Source organism: Streptomyces poriticola (assembly GCF_036689765.1).
Classification (GTDB): domain Bacteria; phylum Actinomycetota; class Actinomycetes; order Streptomycetales; family Streptomycetaceae; genus Streptomyces; species Streptomyces poriticola.
The window spans coordinates 255,393-275,496 of the sequence record NZ_JBAGKH010000004.1 but is presented as its reverse complement, the minus strand read 5'-3'; the positions used below and the strand labels follow the sequence as shown (position 1 = coordinate 275,496).

Sequence of the window (20,104 nt, the reverse complement as noted above, 5' to 3'; positions counted from 1 at the left end):
GGGCCGGCACACCCCCGTCGAATCGAGCGGAAGGAAGCACACAATGCGGAACACCGCGCGCTGGGCGACCACCCTGGGCCTCGCGATCACCACCGCCCTCGGGCCCCTCGCCGGCGCCGCAGGCGCCGCCCCGGCCGGACCGGCCGCCCAGGCCGCCCCGGACAGCGCCCCCGCATCGCTCTACGCGCCCTCGGCCCTGGTGCTCACCGTGGCACACGGCGAGAACGCGGCGTCGGCCACGCCGATGCGCGCCGCCACCCTCAGCTGCGCCCCGACCCCCTCGGGCACGCATCCCGACCCGGCTCTCGCCTGCGCCGAACTGCGCGGTGCCGGAGGCGACCTGCACGCCCTGACGGCCACGGACGGCGTGATGTGCACCAAGGAGTACGACCCGGTCGTCGTGACCGTCGAGGGCGTCTGGGAGGGCCGCCGCATCGCCGACGAACGCACCTTCGCCAACCCCTGCGTGAAGAACGCCCACAGCGCGAGCGTCTTCGCGTTCTGAGGACCGGGACCGTATACCTTCCCGCGGCGTGACCGGCGGCTCGTGACTGGGGAGTGCGAGCGCCGCCGCGGAGTCTGCGGTCCCGCAACGGGGGCGGCGGGCGGAGTGGGGCCGCCCGCCGTTCCCCGGATCTTCCCCCCTCGGTGCCGGCGTCCCGCCGGCACCGCTCCGGTGCGGCGGCGGCCGGCGGGTCTCACGCCAACTGCCGCCGCACCAGCTCGTGCAGCCGGCCCCCGGTGTCCGCCAGCAGCTGGGCGGGCGGACCCTGCTGCGCGACCCTGCCGTCCTCCATCACGACCACCCGGTCCGCGTCCAGGACCGTCGACAGACGGTGCGCGATCACCACACGGGTGGCGTTGAGGGCCTTGGTCGACTCGATCACCGTGCGCTGCGTCTCGTTGTCCAGGGCGCTGGTCGCCTCGTCGAAGAACAGGATCCGCGGCCGCCGGACCAGCGCCTGAGCGATCATCAGCCGCTGCCGCTGACCGCCGGAGACCGCTCCGCTGCCCGAGACGACGGTGTGCAGCCCCATCGGCATCCGCTCGATGTCCTCGGCCAGCCCCGCCATGGCGGCGGCGGCCATCGCCTCCTCCGGCGTATACGGCTCGGTGCCGCAGATGACGTCCAGGATCGACCCCGTGAACGGCTGCGCGTGCTGCAGCACCACCCCGCACTGGCGGCGCACCGCCGACCGGTCGAGGGCGGCCAGATCCTGACCGTCGTACAGGACACTGCCGGACAGCGGCCGGTCGAAGCCGATCAGCAGCCGAAGCAGCGTCGACTTGCCGCAGCCGCTGGGACCGACGACCGCCACGAACTCACCCGGCCGTACCTCGAGCGACACGTCGTCCAGCACCAGCGGACCGTCGTCGGAGTACCGGAACGACAGCCGCCGCGCCTCGATCGCCCCGGACAGCGGCCCCGGCCGGGTGCTCGCCGTGCGCACCTCCGGCGTCGCCTCCAGCACCGGCCTGATCTGTTCGAACAGCGGCAGCGCGGCCACCGCCGAGACGAACGCGCCGGTCAGCTGGGTCACCGAGGTGAGCAGCATGGTCACCGAGGTGTTGAAGGTCAGGAACGCCGCCGCCGACATCGATCCGCGCGCCGGACCCGCCAGCAGCATGAACATCAGCAGCGTGCACAGCGGCAGATACACCGCGCCGAGCACCGCGTTGAGGTTCTTGACGCGGCCGGCCCCCTGCTGCAGCTCCCGGCTGCGCGCGAACTGCGCCGCCCAGGCCGCGTACGCGTAGTTCTCCGCCGCCGCCACCCGCAGCTTGGGCAGGCCGCGCAGCGTCTGGAAGGCCTGGTTGTTCAGCTTGTTGGTGAGCACCACCAGCCGCCGCTGCCAGCGCACCTGCCACAGCCCCAGCCCGAGGAACACCCCGGCGACCACGACCAGCATGCCGATCGCCGCGAGGGCCATCGGCACGCTGAACCACAGCAGCAGCCCGAGGTTCATCGCACCGACCGTCACCGACTGCGCCACCGTCGGCCCGACCCCGGCGAGCAGTCTGCGGATCTGGCTGACGCCCATGGCCGCGCTCGCCAGCTCACCGGTGGACCGGTCGGCGAAGAACGACGTCGGCAGCCGCAGCAGACGGTCCCACACCGCCGGTTGCAGCGTGGCCTCGATCCGGCCCTCCAGCCGCAGGATGGTGAGGTTCTGCAGCAGCATGAAGGCCGCCGCCACCACGCTGCTGAGCATCACCGCCAGACAGACCTGCACGATCAGCCCGGTCCGCGCCGCCGGCACGAACTCGCCGAGCACCTGGCCGGTGGCGAGCGGGACCAGTGCCCCGACGGCCACCGTCACCAGCCCGCCGGCCAGCAGCGCACCCAGATCGCCGCGGGTGCCGCGCAGACTGAACCGCAGCAGCCGCAGCGGACCGAGCCGGCGCTCCGGCAGCGGCCGGTAGAACACCACCGCACGAGGCTCGAACTCCCCGGCGTTCGCCTTCTCCACCGGCGTCTCCCGGCCGGTCGCCGGATGCACCGCCACATAGCCGCCGCGCCGCCACAGCAGCGCCACCGGCGCCCCCGACAGCGCGCGGTGCCCGACCAGCGGCCCGACGTTCTCCCGCCACCAGCGCCCGTCCAGCCGCACCGCCCGGGTGCGCACCCGCGAGGCGAGCGCCACCTGTTCCACCGGGTCGAGCCGGTCGGCCCCGGTGCCGCCCTGGGTGGGCTCGGCCAGCGTGATCCCGGCCGCCTTCGCGACCACCTTGCAGACCGCGTAGGTGGCGTCCGCGTCGGCGCCCGTGGCCCGCTGCCGGGACCGCTTGCCGATCGACGCCAGCAGCGTCCGGTCGGCCTGGACGCGCACCGCCTCCCCGGCCCGGATACCGGCCGCCGTACGGGACTCGTGGGTGCGCTCCAGCTGCTCGATCCAGCGGTCCAGCGTGGTCAGCAGCCGGTACTGCTGGTCGACCATGCCCTGCCACAGCGCCGGGTCCATCAGCAGATCTGCGGCGGCCTCGGCGCCGTACAGCGAGCCGTACTGCACGCTGCCCGGCGGCACCTGCATCCAGAACACGTCGTCGTCGGCGGGCGCGGCCGCCCCCTCGGTCGCCATCGGCGCCTGGAACAGGATCGACAGGCTGCGGCCGGCGCCGAGCGCGAGCGCGTACTCCAGCGGACTCGTCGTCGGCGAGACGTACTGCGGGTTGCCGTACGCGTCGTACGACCACGTCTCGGTGGGCGCCGGCTGGTACAGCTCGCGCAGCCCGATGCGGTGCACCACGCAGTCCCGCAGCGGCCGGGCGACCAGTGTGTGCTGCGGACCGGCGACCGGACCGAGCAGCAGCGAGCCCGCCTCCAGCCGGCCCAGGTGGTGCCAGTGGCCCTGCTGGGCGGCGTCCACCGCGAACAGGTCCACCGCGCCCGCCGCCACCAGCCACAGCACCTGCGGACCCGCCAGGTCCAGCCGGTTCAGCCCGGCGCAGTCGACCGGGGTGCCCAGCGCGCCGAACGCGCCCAGGACGAGGTCGTCCCCCTCGTGCACAGCCGTCATCTCACCGCTCCCTGACCAGCGCCGCATACGCGCCGCCGCGCGCCACCAGCTCCGCGTGCCGGCCGCGCTCCACGACCGTGCCGTGCTGCAGCACCACGATCTCGTCGCTGTCCCGGACGGTGCTCAGCCGGTGCGCGATCACCACACAGGCACAGCCCCGCCGGCGCAGGTTGTCCATGACCACCAGCTCGGTCCGGGCGTCCAGGGCGCTGGTCACCTCGTCCAGCACCAGGATGCTGGGCCGGCGCACCAGCGCCCGCGCGATCTCCAGCCGCTGGCGCTGTCCGCCGGAGAAGTTCCGGCCGTCCTGCTCGACCCGGCTGTGGATGCCCCCGGGGCGGCGCATGACGACGTCGTGCAGCGCGGCGTCCCGCAGCGCCTCGAGAACCGCCTCGTCCGGGACGGACGGGTCCCACAGCGCCACGTTGTCCCGGACGGTGCCCTCGAACAGGAACAGCTCCTGGTCGACGAAGGAGACGGAGGCCGCCAGCGCCCCGCGCGGAATGTCCTGCAGACGCTGCCCGTCGATGCGGATCACCCCGTCCCACGGCGTGTACAGGCCCGAGATCAGCCGGGAGACCGTGGACTTGCCGCTGCCGGAGCCGCCGACCAGCGCCACCTGCTGCCCGGGGCCCACGGTCAGGTCGAAGCCGGTGAGCAGCGGCTTGTCGAGCGGGTTGTAGCCGAAGGAGACGTTCTGCAGTTCGACGTGGCCGTGCAGCCGCCGGGCGGAGTCGCCGCCGCCCGGGCGGTCGTAGAGCGGGTCGGCGCGGAAGTTCTCCACGTCCTTCAGCCGGGCCACGTCGGCCGCGAAGTCCTGGATGCGGCCCGCCACGCCGTTCAGCCGGGTCAGCGGGGCGGTGAACCGGGTCACCAGCGCCTGGAAGGCGACCAGCAGCCCGATGGAGACATGCCCCTCCACCGCCCGCAGCCCCCCGATCCACAGGATCAGCGCGCTGTTGAGGGTGGCCAGCGTCGGCGCCACCACGCCCAGCCACGCGGTCGGCACCCCGAGCCGCTGCTGCTCCTCCAGCGTGGTCGCGTGCTGCCCGGCCCACTTGCGGAAGTAGCCGTCCTCGCCGCCGGTCGCCTTCATCGTCTCGATCAGCTGCAGACCGGTGTACGCGGTGTTGGTGAGCCGGGCGGTGTCCGCGCGCAGCTTCGCCGTGCGCGTCGCCCGCAGCCGGACCACGACCCGCATCGCCACCACGTTCAGCAGCGCCACCCCGACGCCCACGAACGTCAGCTGGGGATCGTAGGTGTACAGCAGCAGCGCGTAGACCACCACGACCACCGCGTCCACGCCCGCCGCCGCCAGGTCGCGGGCCAGCGTCTCGGCCACCGCGTCGTTGGACTGCAGCCGCTGCACCAGGTCGGCCGGGCTGCGCTGACCGAAGAACGTCACCGGCAGCCGCAGCAGATGACGCAGGAAGCGTGCGCTGGAGAGGGTGGAGGAGATCAGCCTCCCGTGCAGCAGATTGGCCTGCTGGAGCCAGGTCAGCACGAGGGTGAGCAGCACGCAGGCCGCCATGGCCGCGAACAGGACGCCCAGCAGCGAGGTCTGTCCCCCGATCAGGAACATGTCGATATAGGTGCGGCTGAGTGCCGGCACCGCCGCGCCGACCAGCACCAGCAGCAGACTGGCCAGCACCGCGGCCGGCAGGGTGCCCGCGGTGCCGCGCAGCCGGGCCGGCATCGCCCCGAGCACGCCGGGCCTGCGCCCGCCCCGGGTGAAGTCCTCGCCGGGCTCCATGGTCAGCACCACGCCGGTGAACGAGCCGTCGAACTCCTCCAGCGGCACGAACCGGCGGCCCTTGCCGGGGTCGTTGACGAAGACGCCGCGGCGGCCGAAGCGGCGGCCCATGCCGTCGTAGACGACATAGTGGTTGAACTCCCAGAACAGCACGGCCGGCGCCGGTACCCCGGCGAGGGCGGCCAGGTCCATCTGCATGCCCTTGGCGGTCAGCCCGTAGGAGCGGGCCGCCTTCAGCAGATTGCCGGCGCGCGAGCCGTCGCGGGAGACACCGCAGGCGATGCGCAGCTCCTCCAGCGGGACATGCCGGCCGTAGTGGCCGAGCACCATCGCCAGGGCGGCGGCGCCGCACTCCACGGCCTCCATCTGCAGCACGGTCGGGGTGCGCACGGTCTTCGCGCGCGCCCGGGGCACCGTGCGTTTCGGCGGGGCGGCGCGGCGTCTGCCCCGGGCCTCCGGTGCGGCGCTCACGGCAGCAGCCAGTCGACGGGACGCTCGTCGGCCAGCCGGATCGAGCCGGTGGCCAGGGTCATGGAGGTGAGCGGATACGGCGGCCCGGCCGCGGAGGACCACGCGTAGCCGCTCCGCGTGGCGGAGGACCTTCTCAGCTCGACGGTCACGGCCACCGGCCTGCCCCCCTGGGCGAACTGCTCGGCGAGCTGCGCATCCCCGAGGAACGCGGCGATCTGCCGAGCCGACTGGGCGGTGCGGTCCACCGACTTCACCTCGCCGCGCAGTACCCCGTACTCCTGGCTGGGCACCGACTGCACGGTCAGGTCGACCGCGGCGTGCGCGGGAATGGCCGCGGCGTTCCGGGCGGGGACGTAGACGGTGGCGTACAGCGGGTCGTCGGCGCCGGCGATCCGCTCCACGGCGGCGACGTCGGCACCGGTGGTGATGATCTGGCCGACGGTCGCGGCGAGCGCGCTGATCCGGCCGGCCTCGACCGTGCGCACCACGGTCTCGCCGTCGCCGGTACGGACCTTCAGGACCGGGGCGTCCGCCGGGAGCCGCCGGCCCTGCTCGGTGAGCACGGCGGTGACCTGACCCGCGACGGGGCTCTGCAGCAGGTAGCTGCCCTGCCCGTGGGTGAGGACGGCGGGCGCGCCGACCGTGGAGGTCACCGAGCCGGTGACCGCCCACACGGAGGCGGCGGCCATCGCGAGCACGGTCACGGACAGCACCAGCCAGCCCTGGGGGCGGGCGAGGCGCACGGGGATGTCGAGCTCCTCCGGTGACTGGAGCTTGGCGAGGGCCTGTTGGCGGAATTGCACGTCAGAGGGTCCAGCGGTGCGAAGGGAGCGGGCTCTCGGGGGGAGCGGGTCTCCGGGGGAGCGGGTTCTCGAGAGCGGGACGGCCGAAAGCCCCGGAGCCGTCAGGGGCTCCGGGACCTCGGCGGCACCAGGGCGCGATCAGAGACCGGCGACCAGGTTGGTGACCGGGGCGGTGTTCAGGCCGGTGACACCCTCGACGGTGCCGACGGCCGTGTCGACCAGGCCCGAGACCGGGGCGACGCCGTCCAGAACGCCGGCGGCGGTGCCCACGGCGTTCACGGAGAGGCCGCCGGAGACGTTGTCCAGCTCGGCGTCGGAGATCTCGACGGTCTCGACCTGGGGGGTGGAGTTCATGTGGGAACTTCCCTTCCTGTAGCCAATTCACAAGGGGGGAGCGGCCCCCTCTGGGGACAGATGACGGCCGCGACACGGGCGCCGGGCGCCCCGGGAAGGGCTCTCCGCGGCCCCCGCGGTGCGATGGATCAAAGCACGCGGCAGCGCCCCCCTTCCAATCAACCACCCCCTCCCACCTGGGCACTTGCGTCCGGCAGGCAACCAAGCGTGCAGGTGTGCGCACGCCTTCGCGGCGACTTCTTCACATGCCCCACGGCATCGGTGCACCCCGGCCCTTGCCGCCGGGGCCGCGAATCCGGCACTCCCGCCCCAAAGGCGTGTGCGGGACCGGGCGGGTGTGCAGAACCTCGGGCGGCGGTGACCGGCTTGGGCATTGGATGTGCAGATTCCCTGAAGCAGTGATTCCGCTCAGTGACCGGAACTGACCGTCGCCGATCGGTCGCGGAGTGTGCCGGTCGCGGGGGATTGAACGCCCCACCGGGCCCCTGCGTACCAACAGCCAGCCAGGCGCCCGGAATTGCCGCCGACCGGCGGCACGGACCCCGATCCAGGAGGCGGAGTAGGTTGAGTCACAAGCGAATGCCGAAGCGCAAGGCGGCGATGGCCGCAGGCGGTGTCGTCGCGCTCGGCGCGGCCGCGATCCTGCTGCCGCACGCCAACGCCTCGCAGGACGGTGCGTCGGACGACACCGCCGCAGCGCCGCGGACCCTGAAGGCGGCGGACGCCCCGGATCTCGCCTCACAGCTCGCCGGCCTGCTCGGCGACGCCTTCGCCGGCTCGTACTACGACGCCGACGAACAGCAGCTCGTCGTCAACGTGATCTCCGGCGACAACAACAACGTGATCGTGCAGGCCAAGAAGGCGGGCGCGGCGGTCCGCGAGGTCGACAACAGCATCGCCGAACTCCGCGCCGGGGCGCAGACCCTGAAGGCCGAGGCGACCATCCCCGGCACCTCCTGGGCCGTCGACCCGCGCACCAACAAGATCCTGGTGACCGCGGACTCCACCGTCACCGGCGACAGGTGGGACCGGCTGGAGTCGACCGTGGGCAAGCTCGGCGCGGGTATGGCGACCATCAAGAAGTCCCCCGGCACCTTCAAGACGTTCGCCTCCGGCGGCGACGCCATCTTCGGCGGCGGTTCCCGCTGTTCCCTCGGCTTCAACGTCACCGCGGGCGACGGCTCGCCCGCCTTCCTGACCGCCGGGCACTGCGGGGTCGCCACCGCCCAGTGGTCCGACCAGCAGAACGGCGCCCCCATCGGCACCGTCGACCAGGCCGTCTTCCCGGGCCAGGGCGACTTCGCGCTCGTCACCTACGACGACCCGGCCACCGACGCCCCGAGCGAGGTGAACCTCGGCAACCAGACCGTCCCGATCAGCGCGGCGGCCGAGGCCACGGTCGGCCAGGAGGTGTTCCGGATGGGCAGCACCACCGGTCTCGCCGACGGCCAGGTGCTGGGGCTGGACGCGACGGTGAACTACCCGGAGGGCACCGTCACCGGGCTCATCCAGACCGACGTGTGCGCCGAGCCCGGCGACAGCGGCGGCTCGCTGTTCACCCGGGACGGCCTCGCGATCGGCCTCACCTCGGGCGGCAGCGGCGACTGCACCGTCGGCGGAGAGACCTTCTTCCAGCCGGTCACCACCGCCCTCGCCGCGGTCGGCGCGACACTCGGCGTGGGCGACGGGTCAGGCGGCCAGGCGGGCGACGACGCGGGCGACGGCCAGGGCATCGGCGGCGAGCAGCCCGGTGACGAGGGCGCCGGTGGCGACACCGGTGACGACGGCATCGGAACCGGCGAGGACGCGGACGACGACACCGGCGAGGACGTCGGCGACGGCGCCGCGGACGGCTCCGGACCGGCGCAGACGCGCTAGCCGCGACGCCTCACCGAACCACCGGCGACCCCACCCCGGTGGACAGGTCCGGCCCTCCGGCGGGAGGGCCGGACCGACATGTGCGGCCGGTTCAGGAGGACTCGCGGGCCCGGAGCAGCAGCAGGGCGATGTCGTCGAGCCGCTCCTCCGCGTCGGCCTCGTGCCGCACCAGGGCGTCCGCGAGCTCGTCCAGCGGCAGATCCCCGGCCTCGCCCAGGCGCCGGCCCAGGTCGGCGAGCGCCTCCTCGAAGTCCGCCCCGGGGGACTCCACCAGGCCGTCGGTGTACAGGGCCAGCAGCGAACCGGGCGGGAGGCCGACCCGTGTCGTCGGGTACCCGGCCGCGGCATCGATGCCCAGCAGCGGCCCGCCGGCCAGGTCCAGCACCCGCACCCGCCCGTCCGGCCGGCGCAGCAGCGGCGGCGGATGACCGGCGCGGGCCATCACGGCGCAGCGCTCGTCCGGGTCCAGCCGCAGGTACAGACAGCTCACGAACAGCTCGGTGCCGAAGTCGATCAGCAGCCGGTTGGTGCTGCGCATCACCTCCTCGGGCGGCTGGCCGACCGCCGTGTACGCGCGCACCGCCGTCCGCACCTGTCCCATCAGCCCCGCCGCCGTCACGTTGTGCCCCTGCACGTCCCCGATCACCGCCGCCGCCGTACCCCCGGCCGGCACCAGGTCGTAGAAGTCACCGCCGATGTCCATGCCGCGGGTGGCCGGCAGATAGCGGGCCGCGGTCTCCATGCCCGGCAGCGCAGGCAGGGAGCGCGGCAGCAGCGCCTCCTGCAGCCCGTGCGCCAGCCGGTGCTTGGCGTCGTACAGCAGCGCCCGGTCCAGGGCCTGGGCGACCAGCCCGGCCAGGCTGGTGAGCACCGCCCGTTCCTCCGTCGGGAAGGAGTGCGGCTCGGCGTAGGCGAGCACACAGGTGCCCACGGACCGCCCGGAGGCGATCAGCGGCAGGAAGGCCCAGGCCGCGTAGCCGTCCGGGGTCGTCCGCCGGGCCGGGTACAGCCGCTGCAGCTGGTCCCAGGACTCGATGAACGCGGGCACCCCGGACTTCAGCACCTGGGTGCCCGGTGTCCGCTCGGTCAGCGGCATGCCCTCGAACTGCTCCACGGTGTACGGGTCCGGATAGCCGCGGTGCCCCAGCACATGCAGCCGGCCAGCCCGGGAGCCGAGGACGACCAGCGCCTGGCTGCCCACCGTCGGGGCGATCTCGTCCGCGATCAGCTCGACCACGTCCCGGACGCCCACCGCCTCCGACAGCGCCCCGGTGAGGCTCACCACCTGGGAGATGGTGACCAGCCGGGACGGCGTCTCCCGTACCGGCGGGGCGGTCCCCGCCGACCGCGACACGCCACGGGCCCGGGTGATGCGCACGCTCAGCCCGTTCCGGCTCGGATACAGCCGGAACGACAGCCACTCGCCCGGCGGGCGCAGCGCCACGAAGGACGTGGTCTGCTGGCTCAGCAGCGCCGCCCGGTAGCGGTCCTCGTACACCGGGTCGTTCAGCCACGGCACCGACGTCCACAGATGGGTGCCGAGCAGCCGGCTCGCCGGGACGCCGAGCAGCTCGCCCGCCGCGGCGTTGGCGAAGCCGACCTTGGCGTGCAGATCGAGCGAGCACAGCCCGTACGGCAGCCGCGCGGCCATCCGCACCGCCTCCAGGGCGCCGAGTGTGCCGGCCACCCCGCCGAGCGTGGGCGCGGCGAGCAGATCGGGCTCGGCGTGGACCGGCACCTGTGCCTCGGCCGCCCGCTCCAGCCGGACCGCGAGCCGCCCGCAGGCGGAGACCAGATGCTCCCGCTCCCGCTCCGACAGCTCCTGCGACCGGGTGCCCGGCCAGGTCAGAAAGATCGCCCCGAAGACCGTGGACCCGGTCGCGACCGGTAGCGCGACCAGCGCGAACGGATAGGGGAGCACCACGGCGACACGTGGGTAGCGCCGCGCCATCTCCTCCTCGCCGCCGACCCAGACCAGCCGCCGCTCCCGCACCGCGTCGGCGACCGGCACGTTCGAGTTGAGGACCACCCGCTCCCAGGGCGCCGCGAAGGTGCGGGGCAGCCCCGCCATCACGGCCAGCTCCAGCACCGGCGGGTCCCCGGACAGCAGATACACGGCTCCGGCATGCGCGTGGGAGTCCTCCATCATCGACGCCAGCGCCAGGGACAGCACGGGCCGGCCGACCGTGTTCCCCGGTGCCGGGGGCTGCGCGGGCGAGTTCCCGTCGGACACGCCGACCACCTCCTCGCACGGCCACGCGTACGGCCCGGTACTCAAATCTCTCTCCTGGCGCGCCGCCGCGCACGGCGAGCCGTGCGGCGCCGTACGGCCGAAGGGGCTGCGCAGTCGTCCCGCAAGCGCTGTAATGGCGGCGTGGTCGGTGAGGGTGCTGTGCGACGCGGATCGAGAACGCTGCGTGCCGAGAGCGCCCTGCGGGCCCTGCTCTCCCAGCGGGACACCGCCGAGAGGCCGCGGCGGATCCTGGAACAGGCGCTCGTCTTCGCCGGGGCCGCCTTCGCCGCCGTGTACGTCCCGGGCCGGGACGGCGAACTGCTGTGCCTGGCGGAGTCGGCCGGGGTGCCGGGCACGCTGTACGGACTGCGCGACGTCCACCCGGCCCGCGACGGCTCGCCGGTGGCCGACGCCCACCGCACGGGGCGCCCGGTCTGGCTCGGTCCAGGCGAGCTCGCCGAGGGCGCCGTGGCGCGGCGCGGGCCGTCCGGCGACTTCTGGCTGGCGGCGCTGCCGGTCCCCGGGGACGGCGGCGGCTGCCTCCTCGCCGTCACCGAGCAGCCGGGCGGATTCGGCACCGACGAGCGCGCCGCCCTGGCGCTGATCGCCGAGGCCGCCGTCCGCCCGGTCCCGGCGGCCGGCGGCGAGGGCGGCCGGCTCCCGGCGGACGCCTTCGGGCTCGCCATGGACACCGGGCGCATCGAGGTCGGCGACGCCGTTCTCGGCCTGTTCGGCCTCGACCCGGACGGCTTCGACGGCAGGGTCGAGACGCTGCTCGCCCTGACGGTCCCCGAGGACCTGCCCTCGCTGATGTCGGTGGTGGAGGCCGACCACATGTCCATCGGCGACCGGGAGCTGGAGTTCCGCGTGGTGCAGCCCACCGGGCCGCCCAGGTGGCTCCGGCTGCGCGGGCGGCTGCTGCCCGGCGGCGAGGGCCGCCCGGCTCGCCTGGCCGGCACGGTCGCCGACGCCTCCACCCAGCGCCCCGGCATCACGGACGTCACGCGGGTGCAGCGCCTGGCCGCCGCGCTCGCCACCGCGGGCACCGTCCGTGATGTCGGCCAGGCCGTGGTCGCGGCGCTGCGTGCACCGCTGCGCGCCGACCGGATGGCGCTGGCCGAACTGGAGAACGACCGGCTCGTCGTGACCGTCCTGGACCCGTCCGAGCCCGAGGCGTGGCCCGAGCTGTGGCGGCTGGAGTGGCGCACCGAGTGGCCCGACGCCCCGGTGCGCGCCATGCCCACGCTCGCCGCGGCGCTGCGGGAGGGCCGCGCCCGGATCTGGCCGGCCGGCACCGCGGACCTGGAACCGGCCCTCGCCGAGGTCGGCCCCGGCGGGCTCGCGGTGCTGCCGCTGCCCGCCGGAGGGCGCATGGCCGGCGCCTGCCTCATCGGCTGGGACCGCCCGCACCACTTCGGCCCCGACGAACGCGCCCTGCTCACCGCGTCCGCCGGCCTCGCCGGGCAGGCCCTGATGCGTGCCCACGCCTTCGACGCCGAACACGAACTCGTCGGCATGCTCCAGCGCCAGCTGCTGCCGCGCCGCCTGCCGGAGCTGCCGGGGGCGGTCGCCGTCGCCCGCTATCTGCCCAGCACGGCCGGACTGGAGCTGGGCGGCGACTGGTACGACGTGATCCCGCTGCCCGACCACCGCGTGGCCCTGGTCATCGGCGACGTCCAGGGGCACAGCGCCGGCGCCGCCACTCTCATGGGCCAGATGCGCACCGCCCTGCGTGCCTACGCCGCCGAGGGCCACCCGCCGGACGTGGTGGTCTCGCACGCCAACCGGCTGCTGGTGGACATGGAGACCGACCTCTTCGCCACCTGTGCGTACGTCGAGCTGGACCTGGAGGAGGGGACCGCCTGGTGTGTGCGGGCTGGGCATCTGCCGCCGGTGCTGCGCCACCCGGACGGCAGTACGGAGATCGCGGAGGTGGAGGGGGGCCTGCCGCTGGGCGTGGCCGACCGCGCCGACTTCCCGATGAGTCCGCTCCGGCTCCGGCCCGGCACGCTGCTGGCGCTGACCACGGACGGTCTGGTCGAGTCCGCCGACGCCGACATCGACGAGGGCGTCGACCGGTTCGCGCAGGCGCTCGCTGCCGCCGACCCCGCGCGTCTCGGACCGGTCGCCGACGCCCTGCTCGGCAGCGCCCACCGCAGCGACGACGTCGCGCTGCTGCTCCTGCGCTACGACGGCATGGCGCTGCGCCCGCTGCGCGAGAGCTGGACGGTGTGGCGGGTGCCCGAGGCCGTGTCGCACGCCCGCCGGTTCACCCGCCGCACCCTGCGCGGCTGGGGCATCGCGTCGGACGGCCTCGACGCCGTGCTGCTGGTCGTCTCCGAGCTCGTCACCAACGCCCTCGTGCACACCCGGGGCCAGGTCCGGCTCGATCTCACCCTGGTCGGCGACCGGATGCGCGTCGCCGTCGCCGACGCCTCGCCCCGCGCCCCGGCCAGGCCCACCAGCGTCAGCTGGGAGGCCACGGGCGGTCGGGGCATCCTGCTGGTCGAGGCGGTGTCGGCGGCATGGGGGACGCTGCCCGCCGGCGGCGGCAAGCAGGTGTGGAGCGAGCTCCCGCTGGGCCGCTGACCACCGGCCCACACCCCCGCGCCGCACCGGCCGGGCCCCGGACCGGCGTTTGACGGGCACGGCGCCGGGCACCCGACCGCCGACAAAACTGGTCAAATCCACACTGAGGAGGATGAAACCCTTGGTCACGGACACCAGCGAGGAACCCGTCGACCCACACCCGGAGACCGGCTGGTCCGAGGCTCGCCGCAGGCGCGGTACGGCGGTGCCGCGCACCTGTGTGCCGGCCGTCGAGGACGGCAAGGGCCCCCGCCCGCCGCAGCCCGGCCCGGAGCCGCACATCATCAGGGGTGAGGACTGACCCCGCCGGGGGCAGGCGGCGGCAGGGGCGGGCCCCGACCTCGCGGGATCCGCGGATCACCGAACGGCACACCATCCCTCTCATGAACCTCCTCGTCACCGGCGCCGCCGGCTTCATCGGATCGCGCTACGTCCGCATGCTGCTGGAGTCCGGCGCCGCCGACGCCCCGCACATCACCGTGCTGGACGCCCTCACCTACGCCGGCACCCCCGACAACCTCGAACTCGGCCACCCCCGGCTGGAGTTCGTCCACGGCGACATCCGCGACCCGACCTCGTCGACAAACTGACGGCCCGGGCCGACCAGGTGGTGCACTTCGCCGCCGAGTCCCATGTCGACCGGTCGATCCGCACCGCCTCCGACTTCGTCCTCACCAATGCCGCCGGCACCCAGACGCTCCTCGACGCAGCCGTGCGGCACCGGGTGGGGACCTTCGTGCACATCTCCACCGACGAGGTGTACGGCTCCGTCGGCACCGGCTCGGCGACCGAGCGGTGGCCGCTGCGGCCCAGCTCCCCCTACGCCGCCTCCAAGGCCTCCGCCGATCTGCTCGCCCTCGCCCAGCACCACACCCACGGTCTCGACGTCCGCATCACCCGGTGCTCGAACAACTACGGCCCGTACCAGTTCCCCGAGAAGATCGTCCCGCTGTTCGTCACCCGGCTGCTGGACGGCCGCCGGGTCCCGCTGTACGGCGACGGCCGCAACGTCCGCGACTGGCTGCACGTCGACGACCACTGCCGCGGAGTCGAACTGGTGCGCACCCTGGGCCGGGCCGGCCAGGTGTACAACATCGGCGGCGGCACCGGGCTGAGCAACCGGGAGCTGACGGGTCTGCTCCTCGACGCCTGCGGTGCCGGCTGGGACCGCGTCGCGTACGTCGCCGACCGCAAGGGCCACGACCTGCGCTACTCCGTCGACTGGAGCAAGGCCCGCGAGGAGCTGGGCTACCGCCCGCACCGGGACCTCGCGGCCGGCCTGGCCGAGACGGTCGCCTGGTACCGGGACCACCGCGCCTGGTGGGAACCGCTGGTCCGGCGGGCCGGCTGAGAGGCCCCGCACATCCCCGTCCGGCGCGGCGGTGCGGGGCCGGCCCCGAAGGCGGGCTGAGAGGTGCGCGTCAGGATGCGGCGGGCGGCGCGTCCAGGTCGCACCCCCGCACAGGACCGCATGGCGTCGAGCGCGGCCCGCACGGCGCCGGGCGACTCCGCGCTGATCGTGCCCACCGGCGCGGCCCGTCGACCCGGACCGCGGATCCGCGCGGGAGGCCCGGTCCCGCCGGCTCCGGCCGCACCACGGCCGCCACCCGCACCGCCCGTACGCCGGCAGCCGCAGCGTGCCCGACCGGGTGGCGCCCGGGGACAGGCCGGGCCGACCCGCTCCGGCAGGCGGTCCGTCCGTCCGCGCCGGCTACTCGTCCCAGGCCTGGATCATGGTCTGGTCGACGATCCTGCCGTCCCGCAGCGACGCCATCGACTCGGCGAGGACCCGCACGCCGTCCGGGTACCTGCACGACTCGACGAACGCGACGCGGTCGCCCTCGACGACGCACTGGTCCAGGGAGTGCGTCATCTCGCGGCTGTAGACGTCGCCGATCATCGCGGCGATCTCGTCCCGGCCGTGCAGCACCTTGGGACGACTGGGCTGGGTGTTGCGGTCCACGATGCGCATCTCCGCGTCGTCCGCGTACAGCGACACCAGGTCCGCAGCGGAGTCTCCTTCGATGGCCCGGCGCAGTGTCTCGGTGTCGAATCCGGGGGTTGCCGTAGTGCCCATGACGGCCTCCTTGCGATGGCCGCGGCCCTGGGACACCCCCCGGGCCCTCGAGGCACCGGGGCGGCCACGGGCCGCGTGGGGCTTCTCCTTCGAGGCTCCTCCGACCGGGGGGCCGATGGCAAGCCGTGCCGGGGCGCTCGGCCTCTCGGGTGAGCGGCGCCCGTCTCCCGTGTCCGCCGACGCCCCCGGACGTTGCTGAGGACATGATGTCCACACGACGTATCGCCGCCGCCGTTGGTCTCGCCGCCGGGATCACCGGCCTCGCCGCGCCCCTGGCGAGCGCCGCCGACGCGGGGGCCCGGGAGGCCGTCGGTCTCAGCCAGGGGCTCAGCCCGATGAAGACGCTCGACTCGCTCGCGCTCGGCGACATCCCCGCCGAGCACCGGGGCGAGATCCTGCAGCCCTCCGCCCAGCTCAACCGCCTCAACGACCTCAACCAGCTGCGCCAGGTCACCGGCCTGGTCTCGCCGGTCTTCGGCGCGATCCCCGCCGTCCAGACCTGACCGCCGCCGCACCGCACCGGCCGGGTACCCGCCGAGTACCGGCCGAAGGGCCGCCCTGTTCGGGGCGGCCCTTCGTGCGCGGACGTAGGGTCGGAGGGAACCGACGCGGCGACGAAGGGGTCACCACATGGCGCAGGAAGTACGCGGCGTGATCGCACCGGGCCGGGACGCGCCCGTGCGGATCGAGCCGATCGTCGTGCCCGATCCGGGGCCGGGCGAAGCCGTGGTCCGGGTCCAGGCCTGCGGAGTGTGCCACACCGACCTGCACTACAGACAGGGCGGCATCGGCGACGACTTCCCCTATCTGCTCGGGCACGAGGCCGCCGGTGTGGTGGAGTCGGTGGGGGAGGGGGTCGCGGACGTGGCGCCCGGCGACTTCGTGGTCCTCAACTGGCGTGCGGTGTGCGGACGGTGCCGCGCCTGCCGGCGCGGGCGGCCGTGGTACTGCTTCGACACGCACAACGCCGGGCAGCGGATGACCCTCGCCGACAGTGGCCGGGAGCTGTCCCCGGCGCTGGGCATCGGCGCGTTCGCCGAGAAGACGCTCGTCGCGGCCGGCCAGTGCACCAAGGTCGACCCGGCCGTCTCCCCGCAGGTCGCGGGACTGCTGGGGTGCGGCGTGATGGCCGGCATCGGTGCCGCGGTCAACACCGGGAACGTGGGGCGGGGCGACACCGTCGCCGTCATCGGCTGCGGCGGCGTCGGCGACGCGGCGATCGCCGGATCCCGGCTGGCGGGCGCTGCCCGGATCATCGCCGTGGACATCGACGACCGCAAGCTGGACACCGCCCGTGCGATGGGCGCCACCCACACCGTCAACTCCCGGGACACCGACCCGGTCACGGCGATCCGCGAGCTCACCGGGGGCTTCGGCGCCGACGTCGTCATCGAGGCGGTCGGCCGCCCGGAGACGTACCGGCAGGCGTTCTACGCCCGCGACCTGGCCGGCACGGTCGTGCTCGTCGGTGTGCCCACCCCGGAGATGAGGCTGGAGCTGCCGCTGCTGGACGTCTTCGGGCGCGGCGGCGCGCTGAAATCCTCCTGGTACGGCGACTGCCTGCCCTCCCGCGACTTCCCGATGCTCGTCGACCTGCACCTCCAGGGCCGCCTGGACCTGGCCGCGTTCGTCACCGAGACGATCCGGCTGGACGAGGTGGAGCAGGCGTTCGACCGGATGCACGCCGGCGACGTGCTGCGCTCGGTGGTGGTCCTGTGACCGCCCCCCGGATCGAACGCGTCGTCACCTCGGGGCGGTTCACCCTGGACGGCGGCAGCTGGGACGTCGACAACAACGTGTGGCTGATCGGAGACGACCACGAGGTGGTCGTCGTCGACGCCGCCCACGACGCCGACGCCGTGGCCGCGGCGGTCGGCGACCGGCGGCTCACCGCGATCGTGTGCACCCACGCCCACAACGACCATGTCAACGCCGCACCCGCGCTCGCCGAGCGCACCGGCGCGGTCATCTGGCTGCACCCCGACGACCTGCCGCTGTGGCGGCAGACCCACCCCGAGCGGGAGCCCGACGCCTGGCTCACCGACGGCCAGGTGATCGAGGCCGCCGGCGCCGACCTGAGGGTCCTGCACACCCCCGGACACGCCCCCGGCGCGGTCTGCCTGCACGACAGGGGCCTGGCCACCGTGCTCACCGGCGACACCCTGTTCCGGGGCGGGCCCGGCGCCACCGGGCGTTCCTTCTCCCACTTCCCGACGATCATCGGCTCGATCCGCGACCGGCTGCTCACCCTCCCGCCCGGGACCAGGGTCCTCCCCGGGCACGGCGCCCCCACGACCATCGGAGAGGAAGCCCCCCACCTGGAGGAGTGGATCGCACACGGCCACTGACGGACGCGGCGGCCGGGGCGCCCGGGAGCGCGGTGGCACCCGCAGCGGACGACACCGGTAAAAGGTGACAGAGGATGTCTGGTTTGCCCGCCACTCTCGTTCCCGGAGCCACACATCCGACAGGAAACGGGAGGCCGGGCATGTCACGTCCGCTGCAGGGCAGGGTCGCACTGGTCGCCGGGGCGACCCGGGGAGCCGGACGCGGCATCGCCGTCGAACTGGGCGCGGCCGGCGCCACCGTCTACGTCACCGGACGCAGCACCCGGGCCCGCCGCTCGGAGTACGACCGTCCCGAGACCATCGAGGACACCGCAGACCTGGTCACCGAGGCCGGCGGGCGCGGCATCGCCCACCCCGCCGACCACCTGGACCCCGGCCAGGTGCGTGCGCTCGTCGACCGCATCAGCCGCGAGCAGGACCGGCTCGACGTGCTGGTCAACGACATCTGGGGCGGCGAGAACCTCTTCGAGTGGGAGAGCCCCGTCTGGGAGCACGACCTCGGCAACGGACTGCGGCTGCTCCGGCTCGCCGTCGAGACCCACGCCGTCACCAGCCACCACGCGCTGCCCCTGCTGCTGCGCCGGCCGGGCGGTCTGGTCGTCGAGGTCACCGACGGGACCGCCGACTACAACCGCGACCACTACCGCAACTCCTTCTTCTACGACCTCGCCAAGACGTCCGTGCTGCGCATGGCCTACGCCCTCGGCCACGAACTCGGTCCGCGCGGCGCCACCGCCGTCGCGCTCACTCCGGGCTGGCTCCGATCCGAGATCATGCTGGACCACTTCGGCGTGACCGAGGACACCTGGCGCGAGGCCCTGGACCGCGTCCCGCACTTCGCCATCTCGGAGACCCCCCGCTATGTGGGCCGCGCCGTGACGGCGCTCGCCGCGGACCCGGACGTGGCCCGCTTCAACGGCCGCTCCCTGTCCAGCGGCGGCCTCGCCCAGGTCTACGGCTACACCGATCTCGACGGCAGCCGCCCCGACGCCTGGCGCTACCTCGTCGAGGTGCAGGACGCCGGCAGGCCCGCGGACGTCACCGGCTACCGGTGACCGGAAGCGGCCAGTGCGCGGAGTGGCCCGGGGGCAGCGCCAGATCCTCCCGCACGGCCGCGTAGTAGCCCTCACGGCCCTGGCGCTGCCGCTGCAGCAGCGCCTGCCAGGCCGCCGCGTCCCGCCGCTCCTCGCGCAGGAACGCCTCCATCTGCAGCAGCGTGACGACCCACTCCCGCGCCCTCTCCACCACCTCCGGGCTGCCCAGCATCAGCAGCGCCTCCCCGGACGGGTCCCGGGCCACCGCGGCCTCGGCCAGCAGGGGCGCGGCCTCGCGCGGTGCCAGAGGGTGCGGGTGCGGGTCGTTGCCGAGGTGTGCGGCGACCCGGTAGGTCAGCGTCACGGACTTCTTCAGCGCCCGTGCGTAGTCGGCGTAGACGGCGAGCTTGCGCTCCTCCCAGCGGGCTGCGGTCTCCCGTCGGAACCGGGCCCGGTCGCTGCGGACGATCGCGAGATACGAGCCCAGGGCGCCGATCACGACGCCTATGAGCGCGGGGAGTTGCTGGATGACCTCGGACATGCGGGCACCGTATCCGCAGGGCGCCCGCGCCGCCGACGGGCCCTCGGCCGGGAACGGCCCGCACGGCCGCCGCCCGGCTGTGAGCAAGCTCATGGCACCGCCAGGAGTGTGCCTCGCCACAGTCCGGCACGACCCCGCAGGCCACGAACTCCCCGGTGCCGCACGCCAGATGGACGTGACCAGCAACACGTCCGATATGTCCAGTTAGGGCGAGCTTGCTCACATCGCCTTCACCTGCACAGCCGTATGCTTCACAGCATGTCCACCACTGTTGAACCCCCCTCCGAGCGATCGGCGGCCGAGGTCAACGCGGAGATCCGGGCCCTGTGGATCCGGTCGGGCGGGACACTGAGCGTCGAGCAGCGCGAGGAGTACCAGCGCCTCGTCATGGAGTGGGCCGCCGCGGCCCCGCAGTCCGAGCGGGCCGCCTGACCGGCAGCGTCCCGGGACGGGCCGGCTGACCGTCCCGGAGTCCGTGCGGCCGGCCGCCTCGACGACATGCCGT

General features: G+C 74.2%; 16 protein-coding genes and 1 pseudogene. 10 read left to right on the top strand and 7 right to left on the bottom strand.

The genetic code is table 11. The features are described 5' to 3' along the window. Nucleotides 1-43 precede the first annotated feature (43 nt). A complete protein-coding gene (locus V5O46_RS08880) occupies nt 44-505 on the top strand; it encodes a subtilase-type protease inhibitor (RefSeq protein ID WP_332883933.1) in 462 nt (153 codons plus the stop codon). A 193-nt stretch (nt 506-698) separates the two neighbouring features. On the opposite strand, the gene V5O46_RS08875 is transcribed toward V5O46_RS08880, so the two are convergent. The 4 genes from V5O46_RS08875 to V5O46_RS08860 form a co-directional block, all read right to left on the bottom strand. Then, entirely contained in the window at nt 699-3,518 is a 2,820-nt protein-coding gene (locus V5O46_RS08875) for an NHLP bacteriocin export ABC transporter permease/ATPase subunit (RefSeq protein WP_332883932.1), read from the bottom strand. Nucleotide 3,519: 1 nt separating this feature from the next. Next, nucleotides 3,520-5,742 (bottom strand): NHLP family bacteriocin export ABC transporter peptidase/permease/ATPase subunit, encoded by a 2,223-nt coding sequence (locus tag V5O46_RS08870; RefSeq protein WP_332883931.1) that lies wholly within the window; start codon nt 5,740-5,742, stop codon nt 3,520-3,522. Beyond that, nucleotides 5,739-6,545 carry an HlyD family efflux transporter periplasmic adaptor subunit gene (locus V5O46_RS08865; protein ID WP_332883930.1) on the bottom strand — a complete coding sequence of 269 codons (807 nt, stop codon included), beginning with the start codon at nt 6,543-6,545 and terminating at the stop codon, nt 5,739-5,741. The genes V5O46_RS08870 and V5O46_RS08865 overlap by 4 nt, the downstream gene beginning before the upstream one ends. A 138-nt stretch (nt 6,546-6,683) precedes the next feature. Further along, nucleotides 6,684-6,899 (bottom strand): type A2 lantipeptide, encoded by a 216-nt coding sequence (locus V5O46_RS08860; protein ID WP_332883929.1) that lies wholly within the window; start codon nt 6,897-6,899, stop codon nt 6,684-6,686. A 564-nt stretch (nt 6,900-7,463) separates the two neighbouring features. Here V5O46_RS08860 and V5O46_RS08855 point away from each other — a divergent pair. Then, entirely contained in the window at nt 7,464-8,777 is a 1,314-nt protein-coding gene (locus V5O46_RS08855) for a S1 family peptidase (RefSeq protein WP_332883928.1), read from the top strand. 91 nt (nt 8,778-8,868) lie between these two features. Here the strand turns inward: V5O46_RS08855 and V5O46_RS08850 are convergent, their stop codons facing one another. Further along, a complete protein-coding gene (locus V5O46_RS08850) occupies nt 8,869-11,019 on the bottom strand; it encodes a SpoIIE family protein phosphatase (protein WP_408648952.1) in 2,151 nt (716 codons plus the stop codon). Between the two features lie 132 nt (nt 11,020-11,151). Between V5O46_RS08850 and V5O46_RS08845 the strand changes: the two genes are divergently transcribed. The 3 genes and pseudogenes from V5O46_RS08845 (at nt 11,152) to rfbB (ending at nt 14,950) form a co-directional block, all read left to right on the top strand. Beyond that, nucleotides 11,152-13,599, top strand: a complete 2,448-nt coding sequence (locus V5O46_RS08845; RefSeq protein ID WP_332883926.1) for a SpoIIE family protein phosphatase — start codon at nt 11,152-11,154, stop codon at nt 13,597-13,599. Between the two features lie 112 nt (nt 13,600-13,711). Next, entirely contained in the window at nt 13,712-13,900 is a 189-nt protein-coding gene (locus tag V5O46_RS08840) for a hypothetical protein (protein WP_332883925.1), read from the top strand. A gap of 82 nt (nt 13,901-13,982) precedes the next feature. After that, a pseudogene (rfbB, locus tag V5O46_RS08835) lies at nt 13,983-14,950 on the top strand (dTDP-glucose 4,6-dehydratase). Between the two features lie 360 nt (nt 14,951-15,310). Here the strand turns inward: rfbB and V5O46_RS08830 are convergent. Next, the gene (locus tag V5O46_RS08830; RefSeq protein WP_332883924.1) at nt 15,311-15,676 is read right to left on the bottom strand and encodes a nuclear transport factor 2 family protein; all 366 of its coding nucleotides are present in this window, start codon (nt 15,674-15,676) and stop codon (nt 15,311-15,313) included. Nucleotides 15,677-15,879: 203 nt separating this feature from the next. Between V5O46_RS08830 and V5O46_RS08825 the strand changes: the two genes are divergently transcribed. The 4 genes from V5O46_RS08825 (at nt 15,880) to V5O46_RS08810 (ending at nt 19,079) form a co-directional block, all read left to right on the top strand. Then, nucleotides 15,880-16,179 (top strand): hypothetical protein, encoded by a 300-nt coding sequence (locus V5O46_RS08825; RefSeq protein ID WP_332883923.1) that lies wholly within the window; start codon nt 15,880-15,882, stop codon nt 16,177-16,179. 127 nt (nt 16,180-16,306) lie between these two features. After that, nucleotides 16,307-17,395 (top strand): S-(hydroxymethyl)mycothiol dehydrogenase, encoded by a 1,089-nt coding sequence (locus V5O46_RS08820; protein ID WP_332883922.1) that lies wholly within the window; start codon nt 16,307-16,309, stop codon nt 17,393-17,395. Then, entirely contained in the window at nt 17,392-18,024 is a 633-nt protein-coding gene (locus tag V5O46_RS08815) for an MBL fold metallo-hydrolase (protein WP_332883921.1), read from the top strand. The genes V5O46_RS08820 and V5O46_RS08815 overlap by 4 nt, the downstream gene beginning before the upstream one ends. Nucleotides 18,025-18,164: 140 nt before the next feature. Then, a complete protein-coding gene (locus tag V5O46_RS08810) occupies nt 18,165-19,079 on the top strand; it encodes an SDR family oxidoreductase (protein ID WP_332883920.1) in 915 nt (304 codons plus the stop codon). Here V5O46_RS08810 and V5O46_RS08805 read toward each other — a convergent pair. Next, the gene (locus V5O46_RS08805) at nt 19,063-19,599 is read right to left on the bottom strand and encodes a hypothetical protein (RefSeq protein ID WP_332883919.1); all 537 of its coding nucleotides are present in this window, start codon (nt 19,597-19,599) and stop codon (nt 19,063-19,065) included. The genes V5O46_RS08810 and V5O46_RS08805 overlap by 17 nt on opposite strands. A gap of 246 nt (nt 19,600-19,845) precedes the next feature. Between V5O46_RS08805 and V5O46_RS08800 the strand changes: the two genes are divergently transcribed. After that, on the top strand, nt 19,846-20,031 hold the full coding sequence (locus V5O46_RS08800; protein WP_332883918.1) for a hypothetical protein: 186 nt from the start codon (nt 19,846-19,848) through the stop codon (nt 20,029-20,031). Nucleotides 20,032-20,104: the final 73 nt, after the last annotated feature.

What these genes read in the sequence shown, in the direction of transcription:
- V5O46_RS08880 (WP_332883933.1), top strand. Translation starts at nt 44, where the DNA reads ATGCGGAACACCGCGCGCTGGGCGACCACCCTGGGCCTCGCGATCACC.
- V5O46_RS08875 (WP_332883932.1), bottom strand. Translation starts at nt 3,518, where the DNA reads ATGACGGCTGTGCACGAGGGGGACGACCTCGTCCTGGGCGCGTTCGGC.
- V5O46_RS08860 (WP_332883929.1), bottom strand. Translation starts at nt 6,899, where the DNA reads ATGAACTCCACCCCCCAGGTCGAGACCGTCGAGATCTCCGACGCCGAG.
- V5O46_RS08840 (WP_332883925.1), top strand. Translation starts at nt 13,712, where the DNA reads ATGAAACCCTTGGTCACGGACACCAGCGAGGAACCCGTCGACCCACAC.
- V5O46_RS08830 (WP_332883924.1), bottom strand. Translation starts at nt 15,676, where the DNA reads ATGGGCACTACGGCAACCCCCGGATTCGACACCGAGACACTGCGCCGG.
- V5O46_RS08825 (WP_332883923.1), top strand. Translation starts at nt 15,880, where the DNA reads ATGATGTCCACACGACGTATCGCCGCCGCCGTTGGTCTCGCCGCCGGG.
- V5O46_RS08820 (WP_332883922.1), top strand. Translation starts at nt 16,307, where the DNA reads ATGGCGCAGGAAGTACGCGGCGTGATCGCACCGGGCCGGGACGCGCCC.
- V5O46_RS08810 (WP_332883920.1), top strand. Translation starts at nt 18,165, where the DNA reads ATGTCACGTCCGCTGCAGGGCAGGGTCGCACTGGTCGCCGGGGCGACC.
- V5O46_RS08805 (WP_332883919.1), bottom strand. Translation starts at nt 19,599, where the DNA reads ATGTCCGAGGTCATCCAGCAACTCCCCGCGCTCATAGGCGTCGTGATC.
- V5O46_RS08800 (WP_332883918.1), top strand. Translation starts at nt 19,846, where the DNA reads ATGCTTCACAGCATGTCCACCACTGTTGAACCCCCCTCCGAGCGATCG.